20 protein-coding genes and 1 tRNA gene are annotated in these 20,423 nt (G+C 69.2%); 9 read left to right on the top strand and 12 right to left on the bottom strand.

Features of this window, described 5'->3' with window-relative positions; all coding sequences use genetic code 11:
* Positions 1-60: 60 nt before the first annotated feature.
* The 4 genes from ACFYNU_RS21965 to pknB all read left to right on the top strand — a co-directional run bounded on the left by ACFYNU_RS21965 (position 61) and on the right by pknB (position 6,856).
* Positions 61-1,587 carry a Stp1/IreP family PP2C-type Ser/Thr phosphatase gene (locus tag ACFYNU_RS21965; protein WP_356591203.1) on the top strand — a complete coding sequence of 509 codons (1,527 nt, stop codon included), beginning with the start codon at positions 61-63 and terminating at the stop codon, positions 1,585-1,587.
* Between the two features lie 25 nt (positions 1,588-1,612).
* A complete protein-coding gene (locus ACFYNU_RS21960) occupies positions 1,613-3,022 on the top strand; it encodes an FtsW/RodA/SpoVE family cell cycle protein (protein WP_356591205.1) in 1,410 nt (469 codons plus the stop codon).
* The gene (locus ACFYNU_RS21955; RefSeq protein ID WP_356591207.1) at positions 3,019-4,479 is read left to right on the top strand and encodes a penicillin-binding protein 2; all 1,461 of its coding nucleotides are present in this window, start codon (positions 3,019-3,021) and stop codon (positions 4,477-4,479) included. Before ACFYNU_RS21960 ends, ACFYNU_RS21955 begins: the two co-directional genes overlap by 4 nt.
* 367 nt (positions 4,480-4,846) lie before the next feature.
* The gene (gene pknB / locus ACFYNU_RS21950) at positions 4,847-6,856 is read left to right on the top strand and encodes a Stk1 family PASTA domain-containing Ser/Thr kinase (RefSeq protein WP_356591209.1); all 2,010 of its coding nucleotides are present in this window, start codon (positions 4,847-4,849) and stop codon (positions 6,854-6,856) included.
* Positions 6,857-6,970: 114 nt separating this feature from the next.
* On the opposite strand, the gene ACFYNU_RS21945 is transcribed toward pknB, so the two are convergent.
* The 5 genes from ACFYNU_RS21945 to ACFYNU_RS21925 all read right to left on the bottom strand — a co-directional run bounded on the left by ACFYNU_RS21945 (position 6,971) and on the right by ACFYNU_RS21925 (position 11,050).
* Positions 6,971-7,738 (bottom strand): class E sortase, encoded by a 768-nt coding sequence (locus ACFYNU_RS21945; RefSeq protein ID WP_356591211.1) that lies wholly within the window; start codon positions 7,736-7,738, stop codon positions 6,971-6,973.
* A 172-nt stretch (positions 7,739-7,910) separates the two neighbouring features.
* Entirely contained in the window at positions 7,911-9,314 is a 1,404-nt protein-coding gene (locus ACFYNU_RS21940) for a class E sortase (protein WP_356591213.1), read from the bottom strand.
* Positions 9,311-9,952: an aminodeoxychorismate/anthranilate synthase component II gene (locus tag ACFYNU_RS21935; protein ID WP_356591215.1), complete on the bottom strand. Its 642-nt coding sequence runs from the start codon at positions 9,950-9,952 to the stop codon at positions 9,311-9,313. Before ACFYNU_RS21935 ends, ACFYNU_RS21940 begins: the two co-directional genes overlap by 4 nt.
* Positions 9,949-10,122, bottom strand: coding sequence for a hypothetical protein (locus tag ACFYNU_RS21930; RefSeq protein ID WP_356591217.1), 174 nt, complete (start codon positions 10,120-10,122; stop codon positions 9,949-9,951). Before ACFYNU_RS21930 ends, ACFYNU_RS21935 begins: the two co-directional genes overlap by 4 nt.
* 160 nt (positions 10,123-10,282) lie before the next feature.
* Entirely contained in the window at positions 10,283-11,050 is a 768-nt protein-coding gene (locus tag ACFYNU_RS21925; protein ID WP_356591219.1) for a DUF881 domain-containing protein, read from the bottom strand.
* Positions 11,051-11,192: 142 nt separating this feature from the next.
* On the opposite strand from ACFYNU_RS21925, the gene crgA reads away from it, so the two are divergent.
* Positions 11,193-11,450: a cell division protein CrgA gene (gene crgA, locus ACFYNU_RS21920; RefSeq protein WP_023540235.1), complete on the top strand. Its 258-nt coding sequence runs from the start codon at positions 11,193-11,195 to the stop codon at positions 11,448-11,450.
* A gap of 330 nt (positions 11,451-11,780) precedes the next feature.
* Here the strand turns inward: crgA and ACFYNU_RS21915 are convergent, their stop codons facing one another.
* Both ACFYNU_RS21915 and ACFYNU_RS21910 read right to left on the bottom strand, forming a co-directional pair.
* Entirely contained in the window at positions 11,781-12,674 is an 894-nt protein-coding gene (locus tag ACFYNU_RS21915) for a rhomboid family intramembrane serine protease (RefSeq protein WP_356591221.1), read from the bottom strand.
* 144 nt (positions 12,675-12,818) lie between these two features.
* Entirely contained in the window at positions 12,819-13,346 is a 528-nt protein-coding gene (locus ACFYNU_RS21910; protein ID WP_356591223.1) for a peptidylprolyl isomerase, read from the bottom strand.
* 343 nt (positions 13,347-13,689) lie between these two features.
* On the opposite strand from ACFYNU_RS21910, the gene ACFYNU_RS21905 reads away from it, so the two are divergent.
* A complete protein-coding gene (locus ACFYNU_RS21905; RefSeq protein ID WP_356591225.1) occupies positions 13,690-14,373 on the top strand; it encodes a DUF5324 family protein in 684 nt (227 codons plus the stop codon).
* Between the two features lie 54 nt (positions 14,374-14,427).
* Here the strand turns inward: ACFYNU_RS21905 and ACFYNU_RS21900 are convergent, their stop codons facing one another.
* Positions 14,428-14,823, bottom strand: coding sequence for a DUF6344 domain-containing protein (locus tag ACFYNU_RS21900; RefSeq protein ID WP_356591227.1), 396 nt, complete (start codon positions 14,821-14,823; stop codon positions 14,428-14,430).
* A 221-nt stretch (positions 14,824-15,044) separates the two neighbouring features.
* On the opposite strand from ACFYNU_RS21900, the gene ACFYNU_RS21895 reads away from it, so the two are divergent.
* Positions 15,045-15,668: a TetR/AcrR family transcriptional regulator gene (locus ACFYNU_RS21895; RefSeq protein ID WP_356591229.1), complete on the top strand. Its 624-nt coding sequence runs from the start codon at positions 15,045-15,047 to the stop codon at positions 15,666-15,668.
* A gap of 117 nt (positions 15,669-15,785) precedes the next feature.
* Here ACFYNU_RS21895 and ACFYNU_RS21890 read toward each other — a convergent pair.
* Positions 15,786-15,858, bottom strand: a tRNA-Ala gene (locus ACFYNU_RS21890).
* Between the two features lie 180 nt (positions 15,859-16,038).
* On the opposite strand from ACFYNU_RS21890, the gene ACFYNU_RS21885 reads away from it, so the two are divergent.
* Positions 16,039-16,587 (top strand): DNA-binding protein, encoded by a 549-nt coding sequence (locus ACFYNU_RS21885; RefSeq protein WP_356591231.1) that lies wholly within the window; start codon positions 16,039-16,041, stop codon positions 16,585-16,587.
* A 40-nt stretch (positions 16,588-16,627) separates the two neighbouring features.
* Positions 16,628-18,157: a serine/threonine-protein kinase gene (locus ACFYNU_RS21880; RefSeq protein ID WP_356591233.1), complete on the top strand. Its 1,530-nt coding sequence runs from the start codon at positions 16,628-16,630 to the stop codon at positions 18,155-18,157.
* A 43-nt stretch (positions 18,158-18,200) separates the two neighbouring features.
* Here ACFYNU_RS21880 and ACFYNU_RS21875 read toward each other — a convergent pair whose 3' ends face one another.
* The 3 genes from ACFYNU_RS21875 to ACFYNU_RS21865 all read right to left on the bottom strand — a co-directional run bounded on the left by ACFYNU_RS21875 (position 18,201) and on the right by ACFYNU_RS21865 (position 20,419).
* On the bottom strand, positions 18,201-19,502 hold the full coding sequence (locus tag ACFYNU_RS21875) for a hypothetical protein (RefSeq protein WP_356591235.1): 1,302 nt from the start codon (positions 19,500-19,502) through the stop codon (positions 18,201-18,203).
* A gap of 270 nt (positions 19,503-19,772) precedes the next feature.
* Positions 19,773-19,907: a DLW-39 family protein gene (locus tag ACFYNU_RS21870; RefSeq protein ID WP_003958712.1), complete on the bottom strand. Its 135-nt coding sequence runs from the start codon at positions 19,905-19,907 to the stop codon at positions 19,773-19,775.
* 272 nt (positions 19,908-20,179) lie between these two features.
* A complete protein-coding gene (locus ACFYNU_RS21865; RefSeq protein WP_356591237.1) occupies positions 20,180-20,419 on the bottom strand; it encodes a hypothetical protein in 240 nt (79 codons plus the stop codon).
* Between the last annotated feature and the right edge of the window lie 4 nt (positions 20,420-20,423).

The following is a 20,423-nucleotide window of genomic DNA, read 5'->3' as shown; positions in this document are numbered from 1 at the left end:
AGTGTGGCTCGAGACCGGCTGGCACCACATTCGGCTGGCGAACCGACAGGAGAGGCGCGCATGAGTCTTTCTCTGCGCTTCGCCGCCGGGTCGCACAAGGGCATGATCCGGGAGGGGAACGAGGACTCCGGTTACGCCGGTCCCCGCCTCCTGGCCATCGCCGACGGCATGGGCGGCCAGGCCGCCGGTGAGGTCGCCTCGTCCGAGGTGATCTCCACGCTCGTGCAGCTCGACGACGACGTGCCGGGATCGGACATCCTCACCTCCCTCGGTACGGCGGTCCAGCGCGCCAACGACCAGCTGCGCGTGATGGTCGAGGAGGACCCCCAGCTGGAGGGCATGGGCACCACGCTCACCGCCCTCCTGTGGACGGGCCAGCGCCTCGGCCTCGTCCATGTCGGCGACTCCCGCGCGTACCTCCTGCGCGACGGTGTGCTCACGCAGATCACCCAGGACCACACCTGGGTGCAGCGCCTCGTCGACGAGGGGCGCATCACCGAGGAAGAGGCCACCACCCACCCGCAGCGCTCCCTGCTGATGCGCGCGCTGGGCAGCGGCGACCATGTCGAGCCCGATCTCTCGATCCGTGAAGTCCGCGCGGGCGACCGGTACTTGATCTGTTCGGACGGCCTCTCCGGCGTTGTCTCGCACCAGACGATGGAAGAGACCCTGGCGAGCTACCAGGGCCCGCAGGAGACCATCCAGGACCTCATCCAGCTCGCTCTGCGCGGCGGCGGTCCCGACAACATCACCTGCATCGTCGCCGACGTCCTGGACGTCGAGTCCAACGACACCCTCGCCGGGCAGCTCAACGACACCCCGGTCGTCGTGGGCGCCGTCGCGGAGAACCAGCAGCTGCACACCTCCGACAGCGACCCGTCGATGCAGACGCCGGCCGGCCGCGCCGCCGGCCTCGGCCGTCCCGTACCGCAGCAGCACCAGCCCCCCCAGGGCGGCTTCGGCCCGCCCGGCAGCGGGGACGGGGCCGGTTACGGCGGCATGCCGCCGGACGCCGGCTTCGGCGCCTACAGCGACGACGACTTCGTCAAGCCGCGTTCCGGGGGCCGTAAGTGGCTCAAGCGGTCGTTCTACACCGTGCTCGCGCTGGCGGTCGTCGGCGGCGGTCTGTACGGCGGCTACCGCTGGACCCAGACGCAGTACTACGTCGGGAGCAACGACGAGCACGTCGCGCTCTACCGGGGCATCAGCCAGGATCTGGCCTGGGTCTCGCTGTCGAAGGTCGAACAGGACTTCACCAAGATCGAACTCAAGTACCTGCCGCCGTACCAGCGCAAGCAGGTCGAGGACACCATCGCCGAGGGCAGCAAGGCCTCCGCGCGCACCAAGATCGACGACCTCTCCAAGCAGGCCGAGGCGTGCAAGAAGGACGAACAGCGCCGCGAGTCCGAGCGCGCGGCGAACGCGATCACCGGCGAGGGCGAGGCCGGCGGTACGACCGGAACGAAGCCGCAGACCGGCAGCACCACCAATTCCAAGCCAGAAACGTCGAAGACGACGACTCCCTCTCCGGGCCCCAGCCTCTCGGAGGAGGAGCAGAAGCTGGCCTCGAACTGCGGTAAGCAGTAGCCGGCCGTAGGGGGCCTTCACCACCATGAGCGTTGTCACCAACACGACCACCATCGGCGCGATCGAAGCGCCGAGCCGCCGCAACACCGAGCTCGCGATGCTCGCCTTCGCCGTCATCATCCCGGTCCTCGCCTATCTGAACGTGGGCCTGGCGGTCAACGACGAAGTGCCCAGCGGCATGATCGGGTACGGCCTGGGCATCGGTCTGCTGGCCGGTGTCGGCCATCTCGTGGTGCGTAAGTTCGCCCCGTACGCCGACCCGCTGCTGCTGCCGCTGGCCACCCTCCTCAACGGCTTGGGACTCGTCCTCATCTGGAGGCTCGACCAGTCACCCCGGCTGATCGCCCGCGCGGAGCGGCAGTTCGGCGGCTTCACCCCGGACGCCCCCAAGCAGCTGCTCTACTCCGCGATCGGCATCGCGCTGTTCGTCGCCGTCCTGCTGCTGCTCAAGGACCACCGCATCCTCCAGCGCTACACGTACATCTCCATGGCGGTGGCGCTGGTCCTGCTGATCCTCCCGGTCTTCTTCCCGGCGGTGAACGGCGCGAAGATCTGGGTCAGCATCGGCCCCTTCAACGTCCAGCCAGGAGAGTTCGCGAAAATCATCATCGCGATCTTCTTCTCGGGCTATCTCATGGTGAAACGCGACGCCCTGGCGCTCGCCAGCCGCCGGGTGATGGGCCTCTATCTGCCGCGCGGTCGCGACCTCGGCCCGATCCTCATGGTCTGGGCCATGTCGATCCTGATCCTGGTCTTCGAGACCGACCTCGGCACCTCGCTGCTCTTCTTCGGCCTCTTCGTGGTGATGCTGTACGTCGCCACCGAACGCACCAGCTGGATCGTCTTCGGCCTGCTGATGTCCGCCGTGGGCGCGGTCGGTGTCGCCACGTTCGAGCCGCACGTCCAGCAGCGCGTCGACTTCTGGCTCAACCCCTTCGCGGACTCCACCTGGGCGCAGAGTGAGCAGGTCGGCCAGGCGCTGATGTCCTTCGGCGCCGGCGGCACGCTGGGCACCGGGCTCGGGCAGGGCAACTCCGACCTGATCGGCTTCGCCGCCAACTCCGACTTCATCCTGTCCACCGTCGGCGAGGAGTTCGGGCTCGCGGGCACGATGGCGTTCCTGCTGATCTACGGTCTGATCGTGGAGCGCGGCGTACGGACCGCGCTCGCCGCCCGTGACCCGTTCGGCAAGCTCCTGGCGATCGGCCTCTCCGGCGCCTTCGCCATCCAGGTCTTCGTCGTCGCGGGCGGCGTCATGGGCCTCATCCCGCTGACCGGTATGACCATGCCGTTCGTCGCGGCCGGTGGTTCGTCGGTGATCGCCAACTGGGCGCTGATCGGCATCCTCATCAGAATCAGCGACACCGCGCGCCGCCCGGCCCCGGCGCCCGCACCGTCACCCGACGCCGAGATGACCCAGGTGGTCCGACCGTGAACAAGCCCCTGCGACGCATCGCGATCTTCTGCGGGCTGCTCGTCCTGGCCCTGCTGCTGCGCACCAACTGGCTCCAGTACGTGGAGGCCGACGAGCTGAACAGCCACGAACGCAACCGCCGCGTCCTGATCGAGCGGTACGCGAGCGAGCGCGGCAACATAGTGGTCGACGGCAAGCCCATCACCGGATCGAAGAAGACGGACGACACCGACTTCAAGTTCAAGCGGACCTACTTGGAAGGTCCGATGTGGGCGCCGGTCACCGGCTACGCCTCGCAGGCCTTCGGCGCCACGCAGATCGAGAGCATCGAGGACGGGATCCTCACCGGCAACGACGACCAGCTGTTCTTCGACCGCACGATGGCGATGTTCACCGGCGACGAGGAGAAGGGCGGCAACGTCGTCACGACCCTCAACGGTGCCGCGCAGAAGGCGGCCTTCGAGGGGCTGGGCAAGAAGAAGGGCGCCGTCGTCGCCCTGGAGCCGGGGACCGGCAAGATCCTCGCGCTGGCCTCCACCCCTTCGTACGACCCCACCTCCTTCGCCGGCTACGGCGCCTCGGACGAGAAGGCGTGGAACAAGCTCGGCAAGGACACCGACAAGCCGATGCTCAACCGCGCGCTGCGCGAGACGTATCCGCCCGGCTCCACCTTCAAGGTCGTGACGGCCGCCGCGGGGCTGGAGCACGGTGTGGTGGACGACATCGACGCGAAGACCGACTCCCCGCTGCCGTGGACCATGCCGGGGACGACGACGCCGCTGGTGAACGAGGGCAACATCCCGTGCAAGGACGCGACGCTCAAGGACGCGCTCCGGGTCTCGTGCAACAGCGTCTTCGGCAAGCTCGGTTATGACGTCGGCGCGGACAAGATGCTGGAGACCGCGAAGAAATTCGGTTTCAACGAGGAGCAGTTCGTTCCGGTCCGTGCCAACGCCTCGATCTTCCCCGAGGAATTGAACGATTCGCAGACCGCGCTCTCCTCCATCGGACAGTTCGACACCCGTACCACCCCGCTCCAGATGGCGATGGTCGTCTCCGCCGTCGCCAACGACGGCAAGCTGATGAAGCCGTACATGATCGACCAGCTCGAAGCGCCGAACCTGGACGTGATCAAGAAGACCGAGCCCGAGGAGATGGGCCAGCCCGTCAGCCAGGAGCACGCGCAGATGCTCCAGGAGATGATGGAGACGGTCGTCAGTGAGGGCACCGGCTCGAACGCCGAGATCCCCGGCGTGACCGTCGGCGGCAAGACCGGCACCGCGCAGCACGGCGAGAACAACAGCAAGAACCCGTACGCCTGGTTCATCTCGTACGCCAAGGGCGAGAACGGCTCACCGGTCGCCGTCGCGGTCGTGGTCGAGGACAGCGACGCCACCCGTGACGACATCTCCGGTGGCGGCCTCGCCGCCCCGATCGCCAAGGACGTCATGAAAGCCGTGATCGACAGCAAGAAGTAATCGGGATATTCCCGCATTGGCCCGGACAGCTCCCGACGCTGTCCGGGCCATTGTCTGACCGGCCGCCCGACGGGCCCGCGGACCACCGATAAAGACGGAAACAGATTCCGCCTACACCGAACCCGGCGCGCTGAGCGGCCGAATTCCGCGGAATGGAAATTCGGCCGCCGCTGTCTCATGAGTGACCTGTCTCACCAGCGAACCACCAGCGATAACAACCGATATGTGGCCATTCAAGTACCAGTCCTGTATCAGCTACCAGGGACGGTCGGACCGGATGCGGCGTGCCCGGTAGCGTATGCGCGAACAGCACACCGCCGGACCGCACACCGGTGCGGTCGGGACAGACGGAGAGGGCTGGAACAGTATGGAAGAGCCGCGTCGCCTCGGCGGCCGGTACGAGCTGGGCTCGGTGCTCGGCCGTGGTGGCATGGCCGAGGTGTACCTCGCGCACGACACCCGGCTCGGCCGCACCGTCGCTGTGAAGACGCTGCGGGCCGACCTCGCCCGCGACCCGTCCTTCCAGGCCCGGTTCCGCCGAGAGGCCCAGTCGGCCGCCTCCCTCAACCACCCGGCGATCGTCGCTGTCTACGACACGGGTGAGGACTACGTCGACGGGGTGTCCATCCCGTACATCGTGATGGAGTACGTCGACGGGTCCACCCTGCGGGAGCTGCTGCACTCCGGGCGCAGACTGCTGCCCGAGCGCACGCTGGAGATGACCGTAGGGATCCTCCAGGCGCTGGAGTACTCGCACCGCGCCCAGATCGTCCACCGCGACATCAAGCCGGCCAACGTCATGCTGACGCGCACCGGCCAGGTCAAGGTCATGGACTTCGGCATCGCCCGCGCCATGGGCGACTCCGGCATGACGATGACCCAGACCTCCGCGGTCATCGGCACCGCGCAGTACCTCTCCCCCGAGCAGGCCAAGGGCGAGCAGGTCGACGCGCGCTCCGACCTGTACTCGACCGGCTGTCTGCTCTACGAGCTGCTGACCGTGCGCCCGCCCTTCATCGGCGACTCACCGGTCGCCGTCGCGTACCAGCACGTACGGGAAGAGCCCCAGGCACCGAGCACCTTCGACCCCGAGATCACGCCCGAGATGGACGCGATCGTGCTGAAGGCGCTCGTCAAGGACCCCGACTACCGCTACCAGTCGGCGGACGAGATGCGCGCCGACATCGAGGCCTGCCTCGACGGCCAGCCCGTCGCGGCCACGGCGGCGATGGGCGCGGTCGGTTACGCGGGCGGCTACGGCGGCTCCGACGACCAGCCCACCACGGCCCTGCGCACCGCCCCTCACGGCGGCGGCCAGACGTCGATGATGCCGCCGGTCAACCCCGACGACGGCGGCGGCTACGGCAACTACGACGACCGCCCGGACCGGCGCCGGCAGAAGAAGTCCAACACCTCGACGATCCTGCTGATCCTCGCCGGCGTCCTGGTGCTCGCGGGCGCCGTCCTGATCGGCAAGGCCGTCTTCGGCGGCGACGGCGGCTCGGACCAGATCAGCGCGCCACAGCTGGTGGGGGAGACGTTCGAGGACGCGAAGCTGCTGGCGAGCAACGCGTCGGTCGAGCTGTCCCAGTCCGGCACGGAGCGCTGCGACCAGCCCAAGGGCGCCATCTGCTCCCAGAACCCCGCGTCCGGCGACAAGATGAACCAGGGCGACACCGTCCAGGTCGTCGTCTCCGAGGGCGCGCCGAAGGTCCAGGTGCCCGACGTCTCGGACGAGGCCGTCGAGGACGCCACGAAGACGCTTGAGGAAGCGGACTTCGACGTCAAGACCAAGCAGGTCGAGAGCGACCAGGACCCCGGCACGGTCGTCAGCCAGAAGCCGAACGGCGGCTCGGAGGCCGAGAAGGGCTCGACGGTCACGCTGTCCGTCGCCAAGCAGGCCCAGGTCCCGGTGCCGCTCGTCACGGACAAGCCGTTCGAGGAGGCGAAGAGCCAGCTCGAAACGCTCGGCTTCACGGTCGCGCGTACCGATGTGGACTCGGACAAGGCCGCGAACACCGTCGTCGGCCAGAACCCGGAGGGCAACACCAAGGCGCCCAAGAACAGCCAGATCACGCTCCAGGTCTCGAAGGGCCCGCCGCAGCCGGAGAAGGTGCAGGTCCCCGGCGACCTCACGAACAAGACGTTCACCGAGGCGAAGGCCCAGCTGGAAGCCCTGGGTCTGGTGGTCGCACTGGCACCGAACTCGCCGAACGACCCGAACGCGAGGGTGATCGCCAGCAACCCGCCCGGCGGTCAGCCGGTGGACAAGGGCAGCACCGTGACGCTGTTCGTCGCCCCCACGGGCGGTGGCGGCAACAACAACGGCGGTGGTGACAACGGAGGCTTCATCGGCGGCAACTTCGGCGACGACTGAGGCCGTCACCTCCTGAAGAAGACGACGAAGCCCCGGCATCCTTTCAAGAGGATGCCGGGGCTTCGTGCTGACCGGGGCTTCGTCGTGCCGGCCGGTCGTGTCAAAGGCTCGGGCTCAGCGAAGCTCGTCCGGCTTCGTCCGCTTCTCGTCGACCTTCTCGGTGCGCTCCAGTTCCGCCCAGACGATGTAGCGGTAGTCGGACGTGAAGATCGGCGTGCAGGTCGTGAGCGTCAGATAGCGGCCGGGCTTCTTCTTGCCCGACTCCTTGGGGACCGGCTTGAGCACGTCCACGTTGTACTTCGAGGTCTTCGGGAGGTCCTTGAAGACCTTGTAGACGTACCAGGTGTCCTTCGTCTCGAAGACGATCGCGTCACCGGTCTTGAGCTTGTGGATGTTGTGGAACTTCGCGCCGTGCCCGTCACGGTGCGCGGCCAGCGAGAAATTGCCCTGCTTGTCCTTGGGGAGCGCCGACTTGATCGGGTCGGTGTAGTAGCCGGCGACACCGTTGTTCAGGGACTTGAGATCCGTGCCCTTCTTTACGAGGACCTCGCCGTTCTTCATCGCGGGCACGTGCAGGAAGCCGATGCCGTTCTTGACGTCGAGGGCGCCGGGACCGCCGCGGCCGTCGGCCCAGCCGTCGCGTACCTCGTTGCCCTGCTTCGTGGCCTCGCGGTCGGCCAGCACGTTCGTCCACCACAGCGAGTAGACGACGAAGAGGCCGAGCACCAGGCCCGCGGTGATGAGCAGTTCACCGAAGACGCTGACGGCGGAGGCGACACGGCTGCGCCCCCGACGGACCGGCGCGGGGGCGGCGGCGGAAGCCGGTACGGGCTCGGGCCGGGATCCTGAGGACTCCGACTCCGACTCGGGCTCCGACTCCAACTCCGACTCGGGCCCTGAGGGTTCAGCCTCGGGAGCGGGCTCGACCACCCCGGTTGTCGCGGATGAATCGTTTTTCCCGGTTTCCTCGGATGCGCTCGCGTCCCCGTCGTCGCGCCCTGTTCCCGCTGCCACAGCACCCGTCCCCTGGTCCCTGGTCTCCGTCGTGATTCGTTCAGCCGACGAGAGCGTCGGGCTTTCCCTTGTCGCGTGGCCGTTCCTCAACCATCTTGCCCCACACGATCATTCGATACGTACTGGTGAATTCCGGCGTACAGGTCGTCAACGTGATGTATCGCCCCGGCTCCGAGAAACCGGACCCGGGCGGCACCGGACCGATCACGCCCACGTTCGACGGCGCGGTCTGCGGGAGGATGCTCGCCATGTCGTACGTGAAGTAGGCGTCCTGCGTCTCCACGATGATCTTGTCGCCGGGCTTCAGGCGGTTGATGTAACGGAACGGCTCACCGTGGGTGTTGCGGTGTCCCGCGACCGCGAAGTTGCCCTGCTTGTCGGACGGCATCGCCGTCTTGAGCCTGCCCTCCGAGTAGTGGCCGACCATGCCGCGGTCCAGGACCTTCGCCTTGTCGATCCCCTCGGCGATCGGCACGACCACGTCGAGCTTGGGGATGTGCATGATCGCGAACCCCTGGCCGGGTTCGAAGGCTCCGGGCTGACGGCCGTCCGCCCAGCCCTGCTGGATCTTGTCCTTCTCCTTGCCCGCGTACATGTCGGCCTGGATGTTCGTCCACCACAACTGGTACGTGACGAACAGCAGCATCAGCACACCGAGGCTGATGAAGATCTCGCCGACCGCGCGGCTGAGGATCACCCCCGGACTGTCCTTGAGGGCGCGGGCGGCCCGCCGCGCCTCGACGCGGGAGAGCGGCCTGGCGGGCGTTGAGGCGTCCGGAGCACCCGAGGGGCCTCCGGCGCCCGGCGGGCGCGTACGACCGCGTCCACGGCCGCCCTTGGCCGCTTTACGGCGCTCCGCACGGCCCCCGGTGGGCGGTTCGGGCCGCGGCACCGGGTCCGGGCCGCTTTCGGAGACGGTGGGCAGGAGGGCCGTGGCCTCCTCGGCGCTTCCGGCGGCGGTCCCGCCGTCCCGGGCGGGGACGTACGGCGGACCGGGATCCGGGCGGGGCGCGGGTACGGGCGACGGCTCGGGTACGAGGGGAGGCGCCTGGACCGGCACCGCCTCCGGGGCGACCTGCGCCGCCCAGTCCTGCCCGTACGCGGCGGGCACCTCCGCCTGGTACGGATACGGCCCGTACCCGGACCACTCCCGCTCCGCGGACGACGGCGGCGCCGACGGCGATATCCCGTCCCCCGCCGCCGCCCAGGGGCCGGGCGACGAAGGCCGCGTGGGGGCCGTCGGAGCTGTGGGAGCCACGGGAGTCGCGGGGTCCAGGGGCGCGGGCGCGGGGGCCGGCGCGGGGCCCTGCCCGGGAAGGGGATCGTTCAGCGGATCCGCGAGTCCGTCCACCGCCGCCTCGAACGCGCCTGGTTCCTCGTACGGTTCCCGCTGCTCGTACGAGGCGCCGTAACCCGCGTCATGTTCGGGGCGGAGTGCGGTCACGCGACCGCCTTGCCCACCACCGGCGCCAGGCCCGCCGACCGGTCCACGGCGCCCGGATCACCGCACTGCGCGAGCCAGTTGGCGAGCATCAGATGGCCGTGCTCGGTCAGCACGGACTCGGGGTGGAACTGCACTCCCTCGACGGCCAGTTCACGGTGGCGCACGCCCATGATGATGCCGTCGGCCGTGCGCGCGGTGACCTCCAGCTCGTCCGGCAGCTCGGCGGGCTCGGCGGCCAGCGAGTGGTAGCGGGTCGCGGTGAAGGGCGAAGGCAGCCCCGCGAACACGCCCTTGCCCTCGTGCGTCACCAGCGAGGTCTTGCCGTGGAGCAGTTCGGGGGCGCGGCCGACCACGCCGCCGTACGCGACCGCCATCGACTGCATACCGAGGCACACCCCGAAGACGGGAACGGCGGTCGAGGCGCAGTGGCGCACCATGTCGACGCAGACACCGGCCTGTTCGGGAGTGCCGGGACCGGGGGAGAGCAGCACCCCGTCGAAGCCGTCCTGGGCGTGCGCCGTCGACACCTCGTCGTTGCGCAGCACTTCGCACTCCGCGCCGAGCTGGTACAGGTACTGGACGATGTTGAAGACGAAGCTGTCGTAGTTGTCCACGACGAGCACGCGGGCGCCGCTCATGAATTGCCTCCCTCACCGGTCAGCGTCGCGTCCCCGAAGGGGAGGATCGGCTCCGCCCACGGGAACACGTACTGGAACAGCATGAAGACGACCGCCAGCGCCAGCACGAGCGAGATGACCGCCCGCACCCACACGTTGCCCGGCAGATGCCGCCAGATCCAGCCGTACATGCTGTCCCTTCCGTTCCGACCCGTTCCCCGCCCACGCCGCCGTACCGGCGCGCGGTACCGAACCAGACTAAGGGGCCGGGCGGTCACGTGGGCGGCGCATGGGTCAGGTGTGCCGTTGCCCTCTTCTTCTCAAGAGGCGGGCGACATGCGGACGGCCGGGCTACTTCACCGGCTTCGCGTAGTGGAGATCCACGGTGCCCGTGTAGCCGGGCAGCGTGGTCTCGGCGTGCTCGTCCACCTGCCAGCCGAGCCCGTACGCCTGCACGTAAAGCTGGTAGTTCTGGATCGCCGGCGACTCGTCGAGCGCCTTGCGGAGCTTGCCCTGGTCCCCCACGGCCGTGATCTTGTACGGCGGTGAGTAGACCCGGCCCTGGAGGATCAGGGTGTTGCCGACGCAGCGCACCGCGCTGGTGGAGATCAGCCGCTGGTCCATGACGCGGATGCCGCTCGCGCCGCCCTGCCAGAGGGCGTTGACGACGGCCTGGAGATCCTGCTGGTGGATGACCAGGTCGTTGGGCTGCGGTTCGGGGAAGCCGGGATTGGCCGTGGCGTCCGGCGGGGCGTCGTCCAGGGTGACGGTGAGGGCCTGGCCCGAGACCTTCTTGGTCCCCGCCGCGTCCTCCAGACCACGGAGTCTGGCGTCCTCGGCCTTGGTGGAGCCGTCGTCGCGGCCCGCGAGGCTGTCGACGTTCTCCCGTACGACGCCGGTGGACTCCTCCAGTTCGGCGTTCTTGTCGCTGCGCTCCTGGATCAGGTCCGAGAGCTTGAGCAGGGAGTCGTCCGTACGGAGGTTGGTGCCCTTCGCCGTGTTGAAGCTGGTGACGAAGATGAGGCCGGCGAGGGCGAAGACCCCGGCCGTGAGCAGCCGGACCGGCCGCCAGATCGGTCGGCGGACCGGCCCTTCGGGGGAGTCGGCAGAATTGCTCAACGTACCCTTATCTCCTTAGGCGCCACGGAAGCACTACGCTAACGGACGCCCGGGGGAGGCAGCGTTCCCCCTGCTCCTCACTCCCGGCACACCGTTTCAGTTACCTGCGCGGTCACGCAGCGCATCGACAGGAGAGTCCCTCGTGCCGAAGTCACGTATCCGCAAGAAGGCCGATTTCACGCCGCCCCCCGCGGCGAAGCAGTCGACCACGATAAGGCTGTCCAACCGGAGCTGGGTCGCGCCGGTCATGCTCGCCCTGTTCCTCGTCGGGCTGGCCTGGATCGTCGTCTTCTATGTGACCGAGGGCTCGCTGCCGATCGACGCCTTCGGCAACTGGAACATCGTGGTCGGCTTCGGGTTCATCGCCGCCGGCTTCGGCGTCTCCACCCAGTGGAAGTAGCGGCGACGGCCGTCGTCAAGCTCTGCCCAGAGACTTATCCACAGTGCTGTCCACAGCCGGGGGAAAAGGTCTGACGATCTGTGGATAACTCCACGGCAAGTTGACGCCGGTGTGACTGGAACGCCTGCTTCGGCCGTTGTGATGAAGCGTCTCGCCCCTTGTCTCTGCTGGGAAAACCCTGATCAGCGACAAGGGGCACTGATGTTCCCCCACAGATTGCACAAGATCCGGCACACGCTGTGGACAACTGTGTGCTTCACGGGCCGCCGAGGGGTCCCGACGGGCCTCCGACGGCCCTCGGGCCCCTGGAAACCGGGGGGCTCGCCGACCTCAGGCGAGCTGACTCGTTCTGATCACGACGATCGCGACGGTCGCCAGCAGCACCACCGCACAGGTGCCCCACTGCACCAGCGCCCGGCGCTCACGCGGCGCGTGTACGAGGCCCACCGCGATCGCCGTACCCGCGACCAGACCGCCGAGATGCGCCTCCCAGGCGATGCCGGACCAGGTGAACGTGAAGAGCAGGTTCAGCGCCAGCAGCGCGAGGACCGGCCTCATGTCGTAGTTCATCCGGCGCATCAGTACGACCGTGGCGCCCAGCAGACCGAAGATCGCCCCCGAGGCACCGAGCGACGGCTGGTTCGGCGCGGCGATCAGATACGTCAGCGCGCTGCCCGCCAGCCCGGAGATCAGATACAGCGCGACGAAGCGCACGCGTCCGAGCGCCGCCTCCAGCGGACCGCCGAGCCACCACAGCCCCAGCATGTTGAACGCGATGTGCCACACGGCCTGGTGCAGGAACATCGCCGTGAACAGGCGATACCACTGCCCGTCGGCGACACCCACGATCTCGCCGATCTCCGGGTTGAAGGCGTGCCCGATGAGATCCAGCTCGCCGACGACGCGCTGCTCGCTGACGAGGACACCGACGAAGACCGCGAGATTCAGACCCAGCAGGATCTTCGTGATCAGCCGGGGATCGGAGGCGACGGTGCCGCCGGCGATCGTGCGCGGGCGGGCGGCGGTCGGGGACATGCCCGTACCGGACCCCTCCCGTACACAGTTCGGACACTGGAATCCGACGGACGCGCTGATCATGCAGTCCGTGCAGATGGGCCGCTCGCACCGGGTGCAGCGGATACCCGTCTCACGGTCCGGGTGCCGGTAGCAGTGGGGTGTCGCGTCGACTGCGGGCCGGTCCGGGCCCTCGGGCTGCTGGTCCATCGGTCCCCTCGGTACTCGTTGCGGCGGAAGGGCGCACAGCGCACCGCCCTCCCCGTCCGGTATGTAACCACTACGGACGGGCAGGGCGGGATGGTTCCCCGAACGGGAATCCGAGACGTCGTGACGTGTGCCGCGGACGGATCCTCAGCGGGACTCGACGACGACCGACTCGATCTTGACTTCCTCCACCGGGCGGTCGGTGCGCGGGTTGGTCTTGGTGGCTCCGATGGAGTCCACGACCTTCTTGCTCGCCTCGTCGGTGACCTCGCCGAAGATGGTGTGCTTGCGGGTCAGCCACGTGGTGGGCGCCAGGGTGACGAAGAACTGCGAGCCGTTGGTGCCCGGTCCCGCGTTCGCCATGGCCAGGAGGTACGGCTTGTCGAAGGAGAGGTCCGGGTGGAACTCGTCCCCGAACTCGTACCCCGGACCACCGGTGCCGTTGCCCAGCGGGTCCCCGCCCTGGATCATGAAACCGCTGATGACCCGGTGGAAGACGGTCCCGTCGTACAGCCGGTCACTGGACTTCTGACCGGTCGCCGGGTTGGTCCATTCGCGCTCGCCCTTGGCGAGCTCCACAAAGTTCTTGACCGTCTTCGGCGCGTGGTTCGGCAGGAGCCGGATCTCGATATCGCCGTGGTTGGTCTTCAGGGTGGCGTAAAGCTGCTCGGCCACGATCTGCCTTCCGTGAGTCTGCTCTGACTCTGTCGATCCTCGCACGGACGGCGACGGCCGGGGGGCGGCGGGGCGACGGCGGGGCCACGTCGAGAGAAAGGAGAGGCAGTAACGGGCTTGACGGGGCACACCGCGGTGAACCGTGGCATTGTCGTCGCCAGGCTCACCTTGCACCGCAATGCCCAGGCATCGCCCCAAGTCGTCGTCCATGACCCGGATGCCCGTACCGCATGCCGGTACGGCGGGCGGGAGGCATGATTTCGATCTGGGTGGACAGGCGGATCTTTGTCCAATAACGGGGGAAACCCCCAAGCCCCTGACCGCCACCGAGGAGGAGGATCCTGTGACCCGCATGGACAGCGTGCGCGCCGCTACCGATTCGGCGAGGGAGAGCGTGCTGCACGCCGCGGAAGCGGTGGCACCCTACGCCGATACGGCCAAGGAACAGGCCGCGTTGTACGCCGAAGAGGCCCGCGCCCGGCTCGCACCGAAGGTGCGCGAAGCCGCGAAGCAGGCTCGTGTTCAGTACGGCGCCCATGTGGCGCCGCTTGTGCCCCCCAAGGTCGACGAGGCAGCACAGCGTGCGGCGGCCCGGACGCGTACAGCAGCGCGTCAGGCAGCCAGCTACACGGTGCCGCGTGTCGAGCACGCGGTCTCCGTCGCACAGCCGGTCGCGGGGGAAGCAGCGGCTCGTTCCGCTGCCGCTCTCGCCGCGCTGCGCGGACAGATCACGGTGAAGGAGGTCCAGAAGCTTGTGAGGAAGCATGAGCGACGGGCCAAATGCGGTCGGCTCGCCAAGGGCCTGGTGGTCCTCGGTGTGCTGAGCGGTGGCGCTTTCGCCGCGTGGAAGTGGTGGGACAAGCAGGCCAATCCCGACTGGCTGGTGGAACCGCCCGCTCCTACCGAGGTCTCCGAGCACAACACGTCGCTGTCGTCCGTCGACGGCAGCCAGGGTGCGCTCGATCCGGAGGTACGGGCCAAGCAGGCCGAGGAAGTTGGGAAGAAGGACCGCGACGACCGTCCGTGACGGATGACGCGTGTGGTGCGGGGGCGCCGGGAGTCCGCAGGGAGTCCCGGCCGCTCACGCCGCGACCGTGAGCGCCGCGTCGGCGGCCGACCGGTTGTCACGCGCCACGTCGGCGTCCGTACGGGTGTCGACGGGCAGGCGCCGGACCGACGGTGACGAGCCGTGCGCTTCGGCGCGGATACGCTGCTCGATGGTCGGCGGCCTCGACGTGTCCGCCGGCCGCGCGTTCTCCGGCAGTGCCCGTCGCACCGCGGGTGCCGCCTCACCTCCGCCCCGCTCCTCGGCGGTGACCGGCGACTGCCCCTTCCCGGGCTTCGCGGGCTGCTCGGCGGGCTGCTGTACGGCGCCGTCCGCGGCGGCGGCGGGGGCGGTCAGCCCCAGGGTGGTGAGCACCGCGAAGAACGCGGTGAGGAAGACGGTCCACAGATTCTTGACCTTGAAGGCGGCCATGACCCCTCGCTTTCAGGTTGCGCTCGGGTTGAGCGATCTACATACCTTCCTCATGATGTGTACGCATCTTGGGAATCGGCGGACCCACGCAGCCGCTGCGCAGTTCTTCTGATGAACACCACCCGTACGGTGCAACGAGTGCATTAGTCGTTAGTCGGACCGCGCCGGACGGGCTTCCGGCCGCCCTCTGGAGCGAGCGCTCTACCCAGTAGAGTGCCGGTGTGAGGACAGCGGAGCAGGACCCCACCACGGGTGCGGAGCGCCCGGTCGGCACACGCGAGCGCATCGTCCGCGCGGCGTCGCTGCTCATGCAGCGCCAGGGCTACGACGGCACGGGAATCAAGCAGATCTCCACCGAGGCCGGGGCCACACTCGGGTCGGTCTATCACTTCTTCCCCGGCGGCAAGCAGCAGGTGGCCGTCGCCGCGATCGGCCACGGCGAGCGCGAGTTCGCCGACGAACTGCGCCTGACCCTCGACGCGGCCACCGGCCCCGCGCAGGCCGTGATCGACTGCGCGCGGCGCCTCGCGAAGGGGCTGCGCGAGTCCGACTGGGTCGACGGCTGCCCCGTCACCGCCACGGCCCTCGGTACGGCGGGCCGCGCGCCCGACATCCAGGAGGCCGCGGCTGCCGCGTTCGCGAACTGGCGCGACCTGGTGTACGCCCGTCTTCGCCGGGCCGGCGTCGCCGAGGACGACGCCCACGATCTGGCCCACACGGTGATCAGCACCCTGGAGGGCGCCGAACTGGCCGCCCAGGTCTCCCGCAGCGAACGCCCACTGCTGACCGCCGGCCGCCACCTCGCCCAGCTCATCGACCTCTACGTCCCGACGAGCGATTCCTGAGGCCACGTCAGACCATTCGTGCGATCGGCGCGACGGCCGGCGGCGGACCGCACGCGGACCGCGCGTGAGAAAGCCTCTCCGGTCTACGTTTCCGCAGATCGGAGAGGCTGTGTGAAGTGGAGCCTAGGGGAGTCGAACCCCTGACATCTGCCATGCAAAGACAGCGCTCTACCAACTGAGCTAAGGCCCCGGAAGGGGTGTACGACGGCGCCGCGCAATCTCTCGGTGACCGCCGGGGACCAGAGTACCGGGTGTCCGCCGTGATCCCGCAAAAGGATTGGGACTCCCGGTGCGCGACCCCGCTCCGTAGGATGCCCCAGAGGTTCGCAGCAGCGAAGCTGCCGCCTGGGGAAGCGATGGGGAGACGCGAATGGACGCCGCACAGCAGGAATCGACAGCAAGAGCCAGAGAACTCCAGCGCAGCTGGTACGGCGAGCCACTGGGAGCACTCTTCCGGCGGCTCATCGACGACCTGGGGCTGAATCAAGCCAGGCTCGCCGCCGTGCTCGGCCTGTCGGCCCCGATGCTCTCCCAGCTGATGAGCGGCCAGCGCGCCAAGATCGGCAATCCCGCCGTGGTCCAGCGCGTGCAGGCGCTCCAGGATCTCGCCGGCCAGGTCGCCGACGGCAGCGTCAGCGCCGCCGAGGCCACCTCCCGGATGGACGAGGTCAAGAAGTCGCAGGGCGGCTCCGTCCTCACCGCCACCAGCCAGACGACGAACAGCACGGGCGCGCCGACCGTGCGACGGGTCGTCCGCGAGATCCAGTCACTGCTGCGGTCGGTCGCCGCCGCCGGTGACATCATCGACGCCGCGGACTCCCTCGCACCCAGCCACCCCGAACTGGCAGAGTTTCTCCGGGTGTACGGAGCCGGGCGCACCGCCGAGGCGGTCGCACACTACGAGGCGCATCAGAACTAGGTCCTGTCCGGACAGGACGGCTGGGAGCGAGCGCGGCGCGATGGGTGAGGTCTTCGCTGGTCGGTACGAGTTGGTCGATCCGATCGGACGTGGTGGTGTGGGCGCCGTCTGGCGTGCCTGGGACCACCGGCGCCGTCGGTATGTGGCGGCCAAGGTGCTGCAACAGAGCGACGCGCACACCCTGCTGCGTTTCGTACGCGAGCAGGCCGTGCGGATCGATCACCCGCACGTACTCGCACCGGCCAGCTGGGCCGCCGACGACGACAAGGTCCTGTTCACCATGGATCTGGTGAGCGGCGGATCGCTGGCCCATGTGATCGGTGACTACGGTCCCCTGCCGCCGCGCTTCGTCTGTCTCCTGCTCGACCAGCTGCTGTCCGGTCTCGCCGCGGTGCACGCGGAGGGAGTCGTCCACCGCGACATCAAGCCCGCCAACATACTGCTGGAGGCCACCGGGACCGGCCGGCCGCATCTGCGGCTGTCCGACTTCGGGATCTCCATGCGCAAGGGTGAACCGCGCCTGACGGAGACCAACTACGTGGTGGGCACGCCCGGTTACTTCGCACCGGAGCAGATGGGGGGCGCGGAGCCGGACTTCCCCGCCGACCTCTTCGCCGTCGGCCTGGTCGCGCTCTATCTGCTGGAGGGGCAGAAGCCCGACGCCAAGGCCCTGGTGGAGTACTTCACCGCGCACGGCACCCCGGGAGCGCCGCAGGGGATTCCCGAGCCGCTGTGGCAGGTCCTCGCCGGGCTGCTCCAACCGGACCCGGACGCCCGGTTCCGTACGGCGACGGGCGCCCGCAAGGCGCTCACCGCGGCCGTCGAGCTGCTGCCCGAGCAGACGGCGGACGACGAGCCCGTCGAGGTCTTCGACCAACTCGGGCCGCTGCCGCCCCAGTTCGGCCCCGAGGGGCCCGTCACGGAGTCGGCACCGAGCCGCCCCGCACCGGCTCCCCGGCCGCCGTCGTACGGAAATCAGCACACGGGTGGCATCACCGGGGGGATGACCGGGGGGATGACCGGCGGCGCCACCGGCGGGCAGCCCTCCCAGGGCGCCCCCTGGACGGCCGGCACGCCCGCCGTACCGCAGCAGCCGGCCCCGCAGACCTCCATGTCGGAGACCGGTAGCTTCCATCTCCCCCCGCCGCCGCCCCGCGCCGAGCAGCAGCAGCCACACCACCAACCCGAGCAACCGCAGCCCCCGCAACCCCGGCCCCGCCAATCCCCTTCCGGGCCGCACCCGTTGCAGCCGTACCCACCCGTCGCCGCCTACTCCGCACCCACGCATCCGCCCGTCTCCCCTTCCCCCGCCGCGCCCGACCCGTCGCAGGCGACCACCGCCGAAGTGCCGCACGACCTGCCGCACACTCGTAGATACACCGCTCAGCAGCCTGGGGTTCCCACCCAGTACCCACCGGCCCCGCTCCCGGCCCCCATGTCCACGCCCATGCCGACGCCCGTGCCCGTCCCGCACAAGCGACCGGGACCGCCACTCAAGGTGACGATCCCGGTCCTGCTGCTCGCACTGGTCTGTTTCGCCGTGGGTTTCTGGGCCCTCGCCCAGACCTGACGCCCAGACCTGACGCCCCAACCAGCCCAGCTCCGCCCCGCCGCTACCGGCCCGCCTCCCGCCGCCGCGCGATCAGCATCCACCCGCCGAGCCCCAGCACCAGCACCGTGCCCGTCCCGATCCCGCCCGCGGCGACCAGGGTCATCGTGCCGTTGTCCGCGTCGCCCGCCGGCCCGGCCTCTCCCACGCCGGTGTCCGGCACATCGAACTCACCGGCCGCACCGTCGTATCCCGGCCCGTCCTTCGCCTCCCCGTCGACCCTCACCCGCAGCGTCAGGTCGTGCGGCCCCTGCCCGAACTTCTCGCCCACCTCGGGGCTGAGGCTCACCCGCACGTAGTACCAGCCCGCGAAGCGCATCGCCCGCTCGTCGGCGGTGGAGCCGAAGCGGTTCGCGTGGTCCACCGGCGGCGCCGGCTCCGTCGACAACGCCTTCCGCCTGCCGCTGTACGACATCGATCCGACGCTGTCGACAAGCCCCCTCGCCGGGTTGTACACCGCGAGGGACACCGCCCCGCTGACGATGCCGTCCCCCTCCGAAGCACCCAGCTCCGCGGTGGTGAACAGCTGCTGCCCCCAGTCGACCGGCACCCGGTAGAAGAGCGACTCACCGGGATCGATCGCCGCCGTCCACCGCCCGTCCCCCAGATCCGCCGCGTCGGCGAATCCGGCGCCGCCCTCCTGTCGCTTCGGAGCGTCGGACGGCGGCCGGGGGGAGGCGGTCGACCAGTCCCCGGGCGCCTCGGTGCGCCCGGCCTCCGTCAGCCCCGGCTCGGAGAGATGGCGCAGCTCCAGCTCCCACGGGTCCTGCGTGGACGTGGACTTCGACTTCCGCTCCACGATCACGTGGTACGGGCCGGCCTCCTGGCAGGACTCGTCCTCCGTGCTGTCGAGCGTCCGGGAGACGTACGCGGTCAGTGGCCGCGGATAGACACCGGGCGGCAGGATCCGGGCCTGCGCGGAGTCGCACTCCTTGCCCTGCGGGTCCTCCATCGTGATGGTGAGCTCGTCGCCGTACGCCACCCGTGACCCCAACGCGGGCACGGCGGTGGCCGACACGTACGCGTTCCTCGCGTCGTCCAGGTCCAGCCGGTAGACGAGCCGCTTGCCCGGCCCGATCGACGAGCGGTACGTGGAGCCCGCTTCGAGCAGCTCCGCGGTGGTCGTGGTCGCCGCGCCCTCGACAGCCACCGCACGGGGATCGAACGCGTACGGAGTGGGCCCGTCGGCCGTCAGAGCGGTCCCGGCCAGTGCGGCTCCGCCCGGCAGTCCCGGCTGCGCCGCCACCACGCACATCGCCGCAGCCGCGACGATCGCGCCCCGGCCCGTGCCGCGCAGCCTCTTCACGAGCTTCCCCTTGTCGTCCCGCGGCTCCGCCGCCCACCGCCAACGGCCCGTACCCACCGCTCCACGGCGGCCCGGGTACCGGTCCATCCTGCCCCGCCGCTCCCGCCCCTGTCTGCGCGCACCAATGATCCGTACGCGCCCCCTGGCCCCGAACTTCACAAAAGCAACCAAATCATTCACCAAGGCGAACTCGCCGTGCCCACGGCCCCCACGACAGCACGAAGCCCCGGTCGCCTCAGCGACCGGGGCCCGCGAACCGACTACTGGGTCTCAGACACCCGAACCTGCGGGCACGGAGTCGGTCGCCTCCGTCCACAGATCCTGCTCGGCGCGATCCGCCTGGATCTGGCGGTACACGAGGAGCCCGCCGATGGCGGCCAGTGCGACCAGGAGAAGCTTCTTCACCGCGCGACCTCGTCTTTCCTTGTCTTAGGGGCCTTCTGGCGCCCGACTATACACACCGGCCGATACCGATCGGTGACCTACATGCGCCCCCAACTCAAGGGCCGCGACGACCAGTCAACACCCTGACAACAGAAAGCGATCCGCCCGGACAGGAGTCTCACTGTCCGGGCGGATCGGCCCTTGTGCGATCAGCGGGATTCGGGCCTGCGGCGTCATCCTCGTCAGGACTCGCCGCGCGGTTCGAAAGGCCCGCGACCGGGGTTGCTGAAGGCTTACTCTCCGCCGCCGAGGATCTCGTCCACGGTGTTCGACAGGCCCTCGGCGATCGTCTCGTCGACACCGGAACCGACGATCGCGGCGATGATCAGGGCCACCAGGACGATGACGCCGACGTACTCGACCGCGCCCTGACCCTTGTCGCTGCGGCGCTTGATGGCGGTGACAGCGGTGTTCGCCCAGGTGCCGACGTAGAGCTTGGCGTTGGTGGCGGCCTTCAGCGTGACGTTCGACATGAGA

This window comes from Streptomyces sp. NPDC006643 (genome assembly GCF_042870175.1).
GTDB lineage: Bacteria > Actinomycetota > Actinomycetes > Streptomycetales > Streptomycetaceae > Streptomyces.
Note: the sequence above shows the minus strand (reverse complement) of the source record. Positions and strands in the feature narration are given on the sequence as shown.

Bases quoted from the DNA above. Each gene is read 5' to 3' on its own strand.
- ACFYNU_RS21965 (WP_356591203.1), top strand. From the start codon at position 61: ATGAGTCTTTCTCTGCGCTTCGCCGCCGGGTCGCACAAGGGCATGATC.
- ACFYNU_RS21960 (WP_356591205.1), top strand. From the start codon at position 1,613: ATGAGCGTTGTCACCAACACGACCACCATCGGCGCGATCGAAGCGCCG.
- pknB (WP_356591209.1), top strand. From the start codon at position 4,847: ATGGAAGAGCCGCGTCGCCTCGGCGGCCGGTACGAGCTGGGCTCGGTG.
- ACFYNU_RS21935 (WP_356591215.1), bottom strand. From the start codon at position 9,952: ATGAGCGGCGCCCGCGTGCTCGTCGTGGACAACTACGACAGCTTCGTC.
- ACFYNU_RS21930 (WP_356591217.1), bottom strand. From the start codon at position 10,122: ATGTACGGCTGGATCTGGCGGCATCTGCCGGGCAACGTGTGGGTGCGG.
- ACFYNU_RS21915 (WP_356591221.1), bottom strand. From the start codon at position 12,674: ATGGACCAGCAGCCCGAGGGCCCGGACCGGCCCGCAGTCGACGCGACA.
- ACFYNU_RS21900 (WP_356591227.1), bottom strand. From the start codon at position 14,823: ATGGCCGCCTTCAAGGTCAAGAATCTGTGGACCGTCTTCCTCACCGCG.
- ACFYNU_RS21885 (WP_356591231.1), top strand. From the start codon at position 16,039: ATGGACGCCGCACAGCAGGAATCGACAGCAAGAGCCAGAGAACTCCAG.
- ACFYNU_RS21880 (WP_356591233.1), top strand. From the start codon at position 16,628: ATGGGTGAGGTCTTCGCTGGTCGGTACGAGTTGGTCGATCCGATCGGA.
- ACFYNU_RS21865 (WP_356591237.1), bottom strand. From the start codon at position 20,419: ATGTCGAACGTCACGCTGAAGGCCGCCACCAACGCCAAGCTCTACGTC.